This is a genomic window from Lacinutrix venerupis (genome assembly GCF_003663945.1).
GTDB classification, from domain to species: Bacteria; Bacteroidota; Bacteroidia; order Flavobacteriales; family Flavobacteriaceae; genus Lacinutrix; species Lacinutrix venerupis.
Genome location: NZ_RCCH01000007.1, coordinates 16249 through 29271, shown reverse-complemented (window position 1 = coordinate 29271; position 13023 = coordinate 16249). Strand labels below are relative to the sequence as shown.

General features: G+C 29.7%; 11 protein-coding genes. 5 read left to right on the top strand and 6 right to left on the bottom strand.

All coding sequences use genetic code 11. From position 1 onward, the window contains the following. Position 1: 1 nt before the first annotated feature. Positions 2–463 (bottom strand): hypothetical protein, encoded by a 462-nt coding sequence (locus CLV86_RS11160; RefSeq protein WP_121052441.1) that lies wholly within the window; start codon positions 461–463, stop codon positions 2–4. A gap of 108 nt (positions 464–571) precedes the next feature. Here CLV86_RS11160 and CLV86_RS11155 point away from each other — a divergent pair, with 108 nt between their 5' ends. Next, a complete protein-coding gene (locus CLV86_RS11155) occupies positions 572–2215 on the top strand; it encodes a dipeptidyl-peptidase 3 family protein (protein ID WP_121052439.1) in 1644 nt (547 codons plus the stop codon). 76 nt (positions 2216–2291) lie between these two features. Here CLV86_RS11155 and CLV86_RS11150 read toward each other — a convergent pair whose 3' ends face one another. Then, positions 2292–3155, bottom strand: coding sequence for an energy transducer TonB (locus CLV86_RS11150; RefSeq protein WP_121052437.1), 864 nt, complete (start codon positions 3153–3155; stop codon positions 2292–2294). Between the two features lie 199 nt (positions 3156–3354). On the opposite strand from CLV86_RS11150, the gene CLV86_RS11145 reads away from it, so the two are divergent. After that, positions 3355–4173 carry a winged helix-turn-helix domain-containing protein gene (locus CLV86_RS11145; RefSeq protein ID WP_170148542.1) on the top strand — a complete coding sequence of 273 codons (819 nt, stop codon included), beginning with the start codon at positions 3355–3357 and terminating at the stop codon, positions 4171–4173. A gap of 78 nt (positions 4174–4251) precedes the next feature. Here the strand turns inward: CLV86_RS11145 and lysS are convergent, their stop codons facing one another. After that, positions 4252–5946, bottom strand: a complete 1695-nt coding sequence (lysS, locus tag CLV86_RS11140; protein WP_121052433.1) for a lysine--tRNA ligase — start codon at positions 5944–5946, stop codon at positions 4252–4254. 107 nt (positions 5947–6053) lie between these two features. On the opposite strand from lysS, the gene CLV86_RS11135 reads away from it, so the two are divergent. The 3 genes from CLV86_RS11135 (at position 6054) to CLV86_RS11125 (ending at position 8654) form a co-directional block, all read left to right on the top strand. Beyond that, complete coding sequence (locus CLV86_RS11135) at positions 6054–6212, top strand: YqaE/Pmp3 family membrane protein (protein WP_076732182.1); 159 nt, start codon at positions 6054–6056, stop codon at positions 6210–6212. Between the two features lie 88 nt (positions 6213–6300). Continuing rightward, positions 6301–7014: a lipoyl(octanoyl) transferase LipB gene (lipB, locus tag CLV86_RS11130; protein ID WP_121052431.1), complete on the top strand. Its 714-nt coding sequence runs from the start codon at positions 6301–6303 to the stop codon at positions 7012–7014. A gap of 170 nt (positions 7015–7184) precedes the next feature. Next, complete coding sequence (locus tag CLV86_RS11125) at positions 7185–8654, top strand: cell wall anchor protein (protein WP_121052429.1); 1470 nt, start codon at positions 7185–7187, stop codon at positions 8652–8654. 243 nt (positions 8655–8897) lie between these two features. On the opposite strand, the gene CLV86_RS11120 is transcribed toward CLV86_RS11125, so the two are convergent. From CLV86_RS11120 to CLV86_RS11110, 3 genes are all read right to left on the bottom strand, one after another. Further along, positions 8898–10883 carry a hypothetical protein gene (locus CLV86_RS11120; RefSeq protein WP_121052427.1) on the bottom strand — a complete coding sequence of 662 codons (1986 nt, stop codon included), beginning with the start codon at positions 10881–10883 and terminating at the stop codon, positions 8898–8900. A 26-nt stretch (positions 10884–10909) separates the two neighbouring features. After that, positions 10910–11275 (bottom strand): hypothetical protein, encoded by a 366-nt coding sequence (locus CLV86_RS11115; RefSeq protein WP_121052425.1) that lies wholly within the window; start codon positions 11273–11275, stop codon positions 10910–10912. A 133-nt stretch (positions 11276–11408) separates the two neighbouring features. Further along, positions 11409–12926 carry a LytR/AlgR family response regulator transcription factor gene (locus CLV86_RS11110; RefSeq protein WP_121052423.1) on the bottom strand — a complete coding sequence of 506 codons (1518 nt, stop codon included), beginning with the start codon at positions 12924–12926 and terminating at the stop codon, positions 11409–11411. Positions 12927–13023 lie beyond the last annotated feature (97 nt).

The following is a 13023-nucleotide window of genomic DNA, read 5'->3' as shown; positions in this document are numbered from 1 at the left end:
TTTATCCTAAAGCTCCAGATAAAACCACAAAAAAGGTTAAAATATAGCACACTAGGCCTGTAACTACATTTGCTTTAATAAAACGCATGCCATAAGAGTCTTCTTCAGACAAGGTGGCCGCAATAATTAAGGATAAAAGTATAGAGCCTACAGGTATTACTCTAAATAGAATAATATCTAAATTGTCTAATAATTTTAGTAAATCGTATTCGTTGGTGCTCTGCTGCGTAATTGCAAAATAGGTAGCAACAATAAAAACACCACTTAGCGCCAAACAAATAACTAGAGTCCAAGCCATTCTGTTTTCTTTATTATTTTTTACAATAACTTTAGCATGACTAAATAAAAGGTTTTTTGTACTTTCATCAATGTCTTGCTCATTTAAATAGGCTCTAGCTAGTAAAATATTGTTTTCTTTTTTTAAAATAAGCTTTATGTGCTCAAGATGTTGGTTTGCATTCATTATAATGGCAATATTTTAAATTTAAATAACAGAATTTTACCTCATGTCTAATTTAATACTTATTAAATTAACTAACTTTACAAAGCGATAATTAATTCCAATAAACCAATGAAAAAAATAATATATATTTTAGTATTTGCTACTGCTTTTTCTTGTAAAGAAGAAGTTAAACAAGTAGAAACTATAGAGACAGAAAACACAACAACCGAAATGCAAACTAATCTTGATAAATACGTTAATGTTAAATTAACTACAGATTTAAGTGTTTTATCCGATAAAGAAAGACAAATGCTACCTATATTAATTAGTGCAGCTAATAAAATGAACGATTTATTTTGGTACGAAGCTTATGGAGATTGTGATGCTTTATTAGCAGATATTAAAGACGAAGATACCAAGAAGTATGTAAAAATAAATTATGGGCCTTGGGATAGGTTGGCAAATAACAAACCGTTTGTAGAAGGAATTGGCGAAAAACCAAAAGGAGCTAATTTTTATCCAGCAGATATAACTAAAGAAGAGTTTGAGACTGCCGAAATGGAAAATAAATCAAGTCTTTATAATTTTGTGAGACGTGATAACGACGGTAAGTTATATACAATACCTTATCATAAAAAGTTTGAGGCAGAAGTAAAAGAAGTGTCAAATTTATTAATAGAAGCTTCAAAATTAGCAGAAGATGCTGGTTTAAAAAAGTATTTAGAATTAAGGGCACAAGCAGTATTAAACGACGAATACCAAGAAAGTGATTTTGCTTGGATGGATATGAAAACAAATACACTTGATATTGTAATTGGTCCTATAGAAACTTACGAAGACCAATTATTTGGAAATAAAGCAGCGCACGAAGGCTATGTATTAATTAAAGATCAAGAGTGGAGCGCAAAATTAGCTAAGTTTAGTAGTTTTTTACCAGAGCTTCAAAAAGGATTACCTGTAGAAGAAAAATACAAAAAAGAAAAACCAGGTACAGATAGCGATTTAAATGCTTATGATGTTGTGTTTTATGCAGGAGATTGTAACTCAGGTAGTAAAACTATAGCTATTAACTTACCTAACGATGAAGAAGTACAACTTAAAAAAGGAACAAGACGTTTACAGCTTAAAAATGCTATGCGTGCTAAATTCGATAAAATATTAATACCAATTTCGAATGTGTTAATAGACGAAAGCCAGCGTAAACACGTTACTTTTGATGCCTTTTTTGAAAACACAATGTTTCATGAAGTTGCTCACGGATTAGGAATAAAAAATACAATTAACGGAAATGGAACAGTAAGAACTTCGCTTAAAGAACACGCTAGCGCTTTAGAAGAAGGTAAAGCAGATATTTTAGGCTTATACATGGTAGAGCAATTACATAAAAAAGGTGAGTTAACAAACGATTTAAAAGATAACATGGTAACTTTTATGGCAGGTATCTTTAGATCGGTGCGTTTTGGAGCATCAAGTGCTCACGGTAAAGCAAACATGATAAGATTTAATTTCTTTAACCAAATGGGAGCTTTTACAAGAAACAGTAATGGTACATATACTGTAAATTTTGAAAAACTAAAAACAGCTATGGAAATGCTATCTCAAGTTATTTTAACTTACCAAGGAGATGGTGATTATAAAGGCGTTGCCAAGTTTGTTAAAAATTATGGTAGTATTGCTAAAGAGCTTCAAAGCGATTTAAACCGTTTAAGCGATGCTAATATTCCAGTAGATGTTGTATTCGAGCAAGGAGTAGAAACTTTAGGTTTGGAATAGTTAAAATTGGTAGAAAAGTTAGAATAAGTAAAGGAATTACAGAAATGTAATTCCTTTACTATTTTATTTAGTTTTTTTAGCAGCCTATTAAACCAAAAGATACTACTTGTTCTTGGCTTATTTTTTCTCCTTTTTCGTTTTCTGCAGGATTCCATTTTCCAGGTAAATTTTTAATTAATGCTATCATGGTTTTATCTACTAAAGGATAATTTGAGCTTCTGTCTAATTTAACATCTGAAATTTTACCGTCTTTACTTACTGTAAAGTATAGTTTAGCAGGTTGTAATTTCATTGGGTCAACATTAGCTTCTTCTCTAACGGCTTTACTGTTTTCTCTTAAATAAGTTTTAAGGGCCTCTTTTCCTTTAATATATTCTGCTTGTTTTTCTGGAACAATTGTTATGTGAGGTGAGTTAAATTTATGTTCTAATTGGCCAATGTAATTTTTTTGTAAATATTCTATACGAATATTAAAGTGAGAAGAGTAATCGAAAGATTTAATTAGCTTTAATTGTGCATCTGTAAATGATTTTGTGTAACCAATTTCTCTTTTTTGCGTTTGTCTTTCATTTTCAATAACAATAATTTCAACAAATTTAATACTAGAAATAGAGCTTAGTTCTTCTTCTGTAAAAAAATGGTTAAGCGAAGTTGCTTTTTTTATAGCACTTTTTTTCATTGGTTTAAACCTAGAGCCTACATCATAAATAAAATCTTCAAAAACTTCAGGTTTTGTTTTAATGGTATCAATAGTATCATTTTTTAAAACTGGACCTATTGGTTCTTTATATGTAAAATTGGAGTCTAATTTATTGTTTGATTTTATGGCAATAGCTTTTACATTCTGTTTTTTATTTTTAAACTCTTTATTGGTTACTACAAAAGCACTTAAGCTTAATGCTATAATTATTGCTATAAAAATTAATATTTTCTTTTTCATATCTGTTACGTTTTAAAGATTGATAAATGGATTATATACTTGTTTTGCTGTTACAAATCTATGATGGCTTGATAGTTAAATATGTAAAAAGAATGTAAAAGAAGTGTCAACTATTGTAAAAAGTCACGAAATTGTATGTTATTTATGGCTAATTATGAATATTAAAACTCCACTTAAATATAAAAGCCTCATTTTATGTGTGCTTCTATTTTGCATTATATCTTGTAATACTACTACAGATAATAACTTTACCGAAACAGTAAAAATATCTTTACGCGAAGTTGGGCATCAACTATTGCTAGCTAATCAAGATTCTACAACTTTAGTAAAACCAGTTATTAATATAAGCGATAATAAATTTCAAGTAAGTTTTGAAAACACAATATCTATCCAGCCAGATAGTTTGGTTACCATTATTAAAAGCAGTTTTGAAAAAACAAATTTACCGCAGCAGTACATAACCGAGGTAAACCGATGTTATGATAATGAAGTTGCGTATAGTTATGCAATGAAAGAAGAAGTGGAGCAAGGTATTATACCTTGCATAGGAAGAGAATTAAAAAATGAATGTTATCTGGTAACTGTTCATTTTACAAATATTGCAAAATCAAATAGCAACAAGATAATGTACATATGTGTACTAGTTTTTGTGGTTTTAACCATGTTTGCAATTTTTTTATATAAGCAAAAACCAAAAGATGTTATAGAAACGCAAGAACTTAATTACAGTACTTTAGGGTTGTTTAAATTTTATCCAGAGCAAAATAAATTAATAAAGGAAGCAACAGAAATTAACTTATCTAAAAAAGAGTGTGAAATATTAGCTCTGTTTGTAGCAAAGCCAAATCAAATTATAAAAAGAGAAGAGCTTATAAAAAAAGTTTGGGAAGATAATGGAGTTGTAGTTGGAAGAAGTTTAGATACTTACATATCCAAACTTAGAAAAAAGCTTAAAGAAGATGAGTCTATTAAGCTTACTAATATTCATGGAGTAGGGTATAAGTTAGAAGTAGTTTAGTAAAATTAGAGTATAAAAAAAGGAGCTACATTTTAATAGCTCCTTTTTGATATAAAATTTTATTTAGTGTTTTACTTTTTAAACCATTTCCACAAATAAACCATCATCGGTTTTGCTAACTTTTGCTACACCAAGTTTGGTTAAGCCTTTTATGGTTTTATCCCATTTTTTATTACTTAAACCAGATTGTCCTTTTAATTCATTTAAATCTATTGAAGAACTCTTTTTTAAGATTTCAAAAACAGCTTTTTCCTCTTCACTCATTGGTACTGCTTTTTTCTCTGGTCTCATTTGCGGGAAGAATAATACTTCTTGTATAGATTGGTTGTTAGTTAAAAACATAATTAACCTGTCCATACCAATTCCCATTCCAGATGTAGGTGGCATACCATATTCTAGAGCACGTAAAAAATCATGATCTATAAACTCTGTAGCCTCATCATCTCCTTTTTGAGCCAGTTTTAATTGGTGTTCAAAACGCTCACGTTGGTCTATTGGGTCGTTAAGCTCAGAATAAGCATTTGCTATTTCTTTACCACAAACCATAAGCTCAAAACGTTCTGTTAATTCTGGATTATCTCTATGCTCTTTACATAGTGGACTCATTTCCTTTGGATAATCTGTAATAAAGGTTGGTTGTATGTAATTTCCTTCGCATTTTTCACCAAAAATTTCGTCAATTAATTTTCCTTTACCCATAGTCGCATCCACTTCAATTCCCATGCCTTTTGCAGCATCAAAAATTTCGGCTTCTGTTTTTCCTGTAATATCAAATCCTGTAAACTCTTTAATAGAATCTGCCATTGTAATACGTTTGTATGGCGCTTTAAAGTTTACTTTATGTTCTCCAAAAGTAGCTTCGCTTGTTCCATTTACGGCAATTGCACAATGTTCTAAAAGTTTCTCACAGAAATCCATCATCCAGTTGTAGTCTTTATATGCTACATATATTTCCATAGCGGTAAATTCTGGATTGTGCGTTCTATCCATTCCTTCGTTTCTAAAGTTTTTAGAAAACTCATAAACACCATCAAAACCACCAACTATTAAACGTTTTAAGTATAACTCGTTAGCAATACGCATGTATAAAGGAATGTCTAAAGAATTATGATGTGTAATAAAAGGACGTGCAGCTGCTCCACCAGGGATTGGTTGTAATATTGGCGTCTCTACTTCAAAATAACCAGCATCGTTAAAGAAATTACGCATGGCATTAAAAAGTTTAGTACGTTTTACAAACACTTCTTTTACATGTGGATTTACAGCTAAATCGGCATAGCGTTGTCTGTAACGCATTTCTGGGTCTACAAATGCATCGTGTTCTTTTCCTTCTGCATCAGTTTTTGGTAATGGTAAAGGTTTTAGTGCTTTACTTAATAAGGTAAAACTTTTTACTAAAACAGTTTTTTCTCCAACTTTAGTTGTAAATAATTCGCCTTCAATACCTATAAAATCTCCAATATCTAATAGTTTTTTATAGACATCGTTATATTTGCTCTTGTCATCACCAGTACAAATTTCATCTCTATTAAAATACACTTGTATTCTACCATCGCTATCTTGAAGCTCTGCAAAACTTGCATTACCTTGAATACGACGCGACATTAAACGTCCAGCAATAATTACCTGTTTACCTTCTTTAAAGTCCTGTTTTATTTGTTTTGATGTTTCGGAAACAGGAAATAAATCGGCTGGATATGGGTTTATTCCCAAATCGCGAAGCTTTGCTAGCTTTTCTCTTCGTACGAGCTCTTGCTCAGATAATTGTGACATAATACTTTTTTAATATAAAAATTTGAAGCCACAAAGATAATGCTTTGTAACAAATCGCAATAGATTGCGTCCTATTTATACATCATCAATCAATTAAAAAATAAATTATGAGTATTTGGAGAGTTATACTTTCAATTATTTGCCCACCTTTAGCGGTATTAGATAAAGGTTGTGGCTCTATAGTAATCACATTTTTGTTATGGCTTTGTGGTTGGGTTCCTGGAGTAATTGCAGCTTTGGTAATTTTAAATAATCCTAAGAATTAAATAGGTAGTGTTTGGTTTTTAATAGGTAGCTACTTACTCTTATGCAAAAGCATGATTTTATTCTTAATTTATCGTAATTTTGTAGTCTATGAATAAAACAATTGCACTTCAAGATTTAGGCTCTAAAGATTTTAAAGATACTTGGGATTACCAAGAGGAACTTTTTAAAGGTATTTTAGATACTAAAATTAAGAATAGGAGAGAGGATGCTGGTTTAGAAACCAACAATTACTTTTTGTTTGTAGAGCATCCACATGTTTATACTTTAGGTAAAAGTGGAGATATATCTAATTTATTGTTAGATGAAAAACAACTAACCGAAAAAGGAGCTACGTTTTACAAAATTAACAGAGGAGGAGATATTACCTATCACGGTCCAGGACAAATAGTGGGTTATCCTATTCTGGATTTAGATAACTTTTTTACAGACATACATAAATATCTTCGTTTTTTAGAAGAAATGATAATACTTACATTGGCAGAATATGGGCTAAAAGCCGTGCGTTCTCCTGGTGAAACAGGAGTTTGGTTAGATGTCGGTACACCATTTGCTAGAAAAATATGTGCTATGGGCGTTCGTGCAAGCCGTTGGGTAACTATGCATGGTTTTGCATTAAATGTAAATGCAAATCTTGGGTATTTTGATAATATTATTCCTTGTGGTATTCGTGGTAAAGCAGTGACTTCGCTTAATGTGGAATTAGGTAAAAAAGAAGTCGATGAAGCTGAGGTTAAAACTAAATTATTAAAGCATTTTAAAACTCTTTTTGAAGCAGAGTTTACTAGTATTGTAAATGTGTAATCTTTATTAATTATTTATTCTAATAATGAATAATGTGCTCTTTTAAGTCAAGGTTTAGTCTAAAAAGAGAAATGCATTGTGTTTTGGCATAAAAATCTATCTTTTAATCGGTTTTTTTTGTAGTAGTTTAGTTTTTGATTTGTATTTTTGTATCCCCTAAATTAACAAAAATGAACAAAAAAGTAACCTTCTTAACTTTTATTGTATTCTCTTTTTATACAATAAAATCAATATCTCAAGTAGGCATTGGCACAGTAACTCCAGACACATCTTCAATTTTAGATATTACATCTACAACGCAAGGTTTATTGACACCTAGAATGACATCTACCGAAAGACTAAATATTGCAACACCAGCAGAAGGACTATTAGTTTATGATATCACAGAAACCTCTTTTTACTATTGGGATAACACAACATGGGTTCGTTTGTTGGGTGATACTGCAACATCACAACCGGTTAGAGATAGTTATAAAATAATAAAAAATATAACCGATTTAGCAGATGAGTTAACTGCTGGTGGTGGCTCTACATACTTATTAAATACTGATTATTTATATGAAATTAATGGAACTGTTACCTTTGATTATACTATAGATTTAAATGGAGCTAATTTAGTAGGTAGAGATACTGGAGAAGATATTTTAGTTAATAATTCTGGTGGTCCATTGTTTTCTGGTATGAATGGCGGAAGATTAAAAGACCTCTTAATTGACGGTGGTGGAAATGACATTTTTAATATAACTAGTGATGCTTCTCAATCTATAGTTGGTTATAGCGTTATTGTAACTAATGCCTCTAGTTTAGGTACATTAAGTAATTTTGCAGTTGTGTTTTTTGAAGTTTTTCAAGTTGTTAATACTAATAATGGTTTTAATTTATCAAATATATATTCCTTATTTATTAATAAGGTATTTTGGACAGAAAGTAATACTGGTACTTTTTTAAATCTTAGTGGCACATTTCACGATTTACAAATCGCAAATGGACGAGCAGCTATAGACTCTGGCGAATATGGAATTAATGTAAGTTTAAACCCAACAATTGGAACATCTGCTTCACTAACAGGAATTAATTTTACAGGTAACGGAGATAGAGTAGTGCCTTATACTTCGGGAACATATATTGGATATAATTTTACTAATTTTTGGGATGTAGATTGCCAAGGTATTCCGCAAGAAACAGATAATAATGCTATTGGAGATTATAATTTGAGTTTTACAACAGGAACAGCAAATACCACAACTTTTACATCAAATGGGCAATCAAAAAAAATAGTAGGATTAACTTCTTCAAATAACTTATTTAGATTTCGAGCAGTTGGTAACAATAGGTTAGTTTATGAAGGAAAAAGAACACGGTATTTTACAGTAACAACAAGTATTTCGTTTAGAGGTGTTGCTAATAATGATGTTTTATTATTTTATATAGCAAAAGGTAATAGTGGAGATACTACTGCAACGCCTATATATAATACCGCTACAGCGAGAGAAATTGGTGGTAATTTTGATATTGGTGCGGTAGCTGTTGTTGGCACAGTACAGTTGTCTCCAGGAGATTTTATAGAGTTGTGGACAGAAAGAAACTCTGGATCTGGAAACTCTGTTTATATAGCATCATTGTACACTGTTATTAAGTAAATACGAGTAAATACAAATAAAAAAAGTGACCAGCTACTAGCGGTCACTTTTTTATTTAACTCATATCAATAGAATTGTTTGCTGGTAAAAACATAGCATTAGTTTAAGACTTTATTGAAATTAGTTATTACTCTAAAAGTATAAATTGTTTTTTCTTTCTATGGTCGCTCATCATAATAAATTTATTTAACTCATGCGTGCCATAGTTTGGTAAGTAATATGTTTGGCCTGTAGTTGTTTAATTTATTTCTTTCCAAAAAAGCCTTCTATTGACCTTGAAAATCCTATTTGTAAAAAAAGTTTTCCTTCATTTGAACGACCTCCAACTTCTCCAGTTATAGGATAATTAGGATGTATTTCTACATATAGTCTATGTGTATGATCACGTTTCCATTCAAAAAAATATCCTGTTGCAATGTATGGGTTCAACTCTCTTTCAGATGGTGTACTTAATAAATTTAATAGAGGTTTGCTTGGAGCTTCTCTAAAACTAAAAACAGAAGCAGAATTTTCATCAAAATAATCTTCCATTACTCCAAAAATTAAATGGTCTCTTTTAGCTGTTCTTGTATTTCTATAATAACTAAATTTTAAACCTGCTCTAATTTGTTGATATGTTGTGTTAGATTTTGCTCCTTCTCCAATTTCTTCTGGATCTATCCAGTTGTTAGATGAAAAATTACGACTCCCAGACTCGTATCTTCCATAAAGTTTTATGTTTTTATGACCTCCAAAAATTTCTGCTCCATAACCATAACTGGTGTTGAAATCTGTAAAAATAGGTGAAAAACCTGGTTCAAATCTTCCAAATATATTACCACCAGCATATTCCATTTCATAACCAATTTTAAGAGCTAGCCTTAAATCTATCGTAAGGGCTGTAGTTGGGTCATTGTTAGGAGCTCTAGTAACAATGTCTCCGTTAGAATCAGTCGTTGTTTTAAGACTGTTATGGGCTATTGGAAAAAGAGAAATGCCATATCCCAAATCAAAATTAACGTGAAAATTACTACCTGTATATAAGTCTTTTGCAGGTAGTCCCATTCTATCGTAAATAATACCTCCTAGCATATATAATATTCCGGCAGATGAAGCGGCGGCAGAAGAGGCAATGGCATTATTCTCTCTGCGTTGGTTTTCAATTCTATCATTATACGCTTTTTTCTTTGCTTGTATTTTTTTTCTTTCTTCTTCTTTACGCTTTCTTTCTCTTTCTTCGGCTTCTTTTTTTTCTTTTAATTTTTGCTCCTCTTCAAGTTTTTTTTGTTTGGCTTCTTCCTCAGCTTTTTCTTTTTCTGTTAAAGCCTCGTCATCTTCATTTTCTTCTTTTGAAGTTTGCTCTTCTTCTTCTTCCTTTTCTTCAATTGTATCAATGTTTTTTTCTATTTCTTGAATTTCATTGGTATAATTGTTTTCCTCATCAATATTATTTAATTTTTTATATAAGTTCTTTTTTTCTTGTAGGTCTTTTTTTGAGTTTCCAAGATTATTTATCTGACTTTTTAAATCATTTATATCCTTTGTTTTTTTGTTTCTTTCGTCGGAAATTTTTTGTAATTTTTCTTCAATACTATTTATTTGGTTATTATAACTACCGGTTTTATCTATTTCTTTTAATTGTTTGTAAAGAGTTAATTTTTGAGTTAAATCACTTTCATCACTTCCTAAGTTATTTATTTGTTTTTTGAGATTTTTTATTTTCTCTTCTTTCTCTTTTTTGGCTTTCACTTTTTGTAAATAAGAATTTAAGGATTCTGAACAATCTAAATGTTCGGATTCATATGAAACACCATATCTTTGTTTGGCAGCTTCATCAAACATAAATCTTACATCATATATTTTAAAAGTTTTATATTCTTCTGAATAATTCTTTGTTGAACTGTATGATTCTCCTGGATCTAATGTGTTTCTGCCACCAGTGCCCAATCCCCATAAAGAGGTGCTTACACTAACAGGAAGACTAGAGTTGTTTTTAACTTCAAGTTTAAATTTGTATGGAGCAGGTTCATATTCTGATGCTTTAACATATACATTTACTTCCAAAAATTTAAAGCAGTTAAGATTAGTAGTTGAAAGTTTAATGTAATCTGGAGCAATAAATTTAGATTCTCCTTTAACTGTTGTGTTGCCTGGGAAGTGTGTTACTTTTATTGTAGCAGATTTTTGAGCAAAACTTAAAAATGAGCAGAGAAATAGGCATAAAATTGTTGTTGTAATTTTAAATTTCATTTTTTTTGATTTTTATAGGTGTTAGATTAGTAGCTAAAAGATTTTTCTGACCATTGCCATTTGTTAAAAGACCAAGTTTTTATTTTACTATAATTATCAACATTTAGGTTGCCTCCATTAGAGGCTTTTCCTTTTCCAACAAAACCAATGTTTACGTCTTTTTGTCTGGTTTTTCCATCTGTCCAAGTACTTACAACATTAAATACTTTTACATATACATATTTATTTCTTTTATTTACAGCTCTAAAGGTTACTCCGTATTCTTGCTGTTTATAATAAAGCGATACGCCATCACTACTTCCATGAAGTGTGTAACCATCTAAATTTTGAGATAAAGATTTTGTAGCTGTTCCAATAAGAAACACTAATAATAATAAGGTTTTGGTTTTCATTTTTGAGCTGGTTTTTAAGGTTAATGCAATAGTTAGCAAACCAATAAAAACATTAGGCTTCCTGCAACTTTATGTCGTGGATGACATAAAATTGTACGCAAGTGACATGGTAAAAATTAGAATTATTGAATGTTTAATCTTCTTTGTGTAGAATGTCTTTAAGTTGTTGTTTGTAGGTCCTTGATAAATTTATCCAAACTCCATTGTCAAGCATTACTTTTGAAGAGTTTATTATTTTAATTCGATAAATATTTACAACAAAAGATCTATGAATTCTAACGAAAGAACTATTTGGTAATATTTTTAAAACTTCATTTAATGAGTTTCTATCTATTTCTGGTTTATTTTTATTGTCTAAATGGTATTCTACATAATGTCCATCAGATTTTATATATAGAATTTCACTGCTGTTTAATATAGCTTTACTTTTTAGATTTATTAATTCGCCTTCCTTTATTTTATTACTATTTAATCTTTGTTCTTTTAAAGTGTTTAGTTCTTGTTGTATTGTTTGAAATTCATTTTTTGATACATTATACTTTTTTTTGAAAAATAAAATAACAAATGATAAAACAATTATTGTTAGGATACTAATTAGTAAGGCTGTTAAGTTTTGCGTTCGCTTATTTTTTAAATTTAGATTTTCATTTTCAATTTTAATTAGCTTATTTTCTTTTTCAGAAACTTCGTATTTTAATTTAAATTGGTAAATTTCTTTTTCGGTTTTTTTAGATACAATAGTATCTTTATATAGTTGTGCTATTATACTATTTGTGTATGCTTTTTTATAGTTTTTTGTTTGGAAGTAAAATTCTGAAAATTGAGTATATAAGTCGAAACTGTTTTCATAACTAGGACTAACTGCGTTTATGTTTTTACTTTTATTTAAGGCGTCTAAAGAAAGAGAGTGTTTTTTTTGCGCCAATAAAATTTTAGAGATGTATAGGTTTATTAAAAAATTCTTATCCAAATTGCCTATTTTGTTATAGTAGCTTTTAGATTTATTGAAGGTGTTTAATGCTTTTTTGTATTTTTTTAATTTTAATTGCATTGAACCAACGTTAATTTCATTAGTGTAATAAGCTAAAGTGTCTTTGTATTTTAAGGCTAGAAGACCAGTGTTTATATAGTGTTTTAAAGCGTCATTATATTTGCCTTCTATTTCTTTAAAATAACCTCTAAAATATTCACAGTCGGATACAGAAGTTTTACTTTTTGTTTTACTTGCTATTTCGCAAAGGGAGTTAAGATATATTTCATAATCGATTAATTTTGGGTCCATATATGCTATGATTTCTACTATAGCACCTTCTAATTCTGCTTGATTTTCTATATCCCTTAATTCGATAAACTGTTTTCTAGCTTTTAGGTAGTGTTCTAAAGCTTTTTTATATTCTTCTTTATGAAAAAACTCGTATCCTTTATAGTAGTTAAAATTTGCTTTATCTTCTTCGGTTACAATATGTTTTTTTAAAATTTTTCTTAAACTATCTGTTTTTATCCAGTTTTTTAAGAGAATTGCATCAAAGTATAAATTCTCAATTTCATAATTTTTTTGATTTGATATTTGAGATAATAAAGTATTTGTAAATAATAGGAATACGATAATTAAACTTATATTAATATAAATTTTGGGTATGGTTAAGTTCATTTATTATTTGTTAGTTTCGTTCTATCAATTATTAATAGGTCTGTTTTGTATTAAACGCTACTTAAAAATTGATAAGAGGTAGTAAACGAAATTAGTT

What these genes read in the sequence shown, in the direction of transcription:
- CLV86_RS11150 (WP_121052437.1), bottom strand. Translation starts at nt 3,155, where the DNA reads ATGAAAAAGAAAATATTAATTTTTATAGCAATAATTATAGCATTAAGC.
- lipB (WP_121052431.1), top strand. Translation starts at nt 6,301, where the DNA reads ATGAATAAAACAATTGCACTTCAAGATTTAGGCTCTAAAGATTTTAAA.
- CLV86_RS11120 (WP_121052427.1), bottom strand. Translation starts at nt 10,883, where the DNA reads ATGAAATTTAAAATTACAACAACAATTTTATGCCTATTTCTCTGCTCA.
- CLV86_RS11135 (WP_076732182.1), top strand. Translation starts at nt 6,054, where the DNA reads ATGAGTATTTGGAGAGTTATACTTTCAATTATTTGCCCACCTTTAGCG.
- CLV86_RS11155 (WP_121052439.1), top strand. Translation starts at nt 572, where the DNA reads ATGAAAAAAATAATATATATTTTAGTATTTGCTACTGCTTTTTCTTGT.
- CLV86_RS11125 (WP_121052429.1), top strand. Translation starts at nt 7,185, where the DNA reads ATGAACAAAAAAGTAACCTTCTTAACTTTTATTGTATTCTCTTTTTAT.
- CLV86_RS11110 (WP_121052423.1), bottom strand. Translation starts at nt 12,926, where the DNA reads ATGAACTTAACCATACCCAAAATTTATATTAATATAAGTTTAATTATC.
- CLV86_RS11115 (WP_121052425.1), bottom strand. Translation starts at nt 11,275, where the DNA reads ATGAAAACCAAAACCTTATTATTATTAGTGTTTCTTATTGGAACAGCT.
- lysS (WP_121052433.1), bottom strand. Translation starts at nt 5,946, where the DNA reads ATGTCACAATTATCTGAGCAAGAGCTCGTACGAAGAGAAAAGCTAGCA.
- CLV86_RS11160 (WP_121052441.1), bottom strand. Translation starts at nt 463, where the DNA reads ATGAATGCAAACCAACATCTTGAGCACATAAAGCTTATTTTAAAAAAA.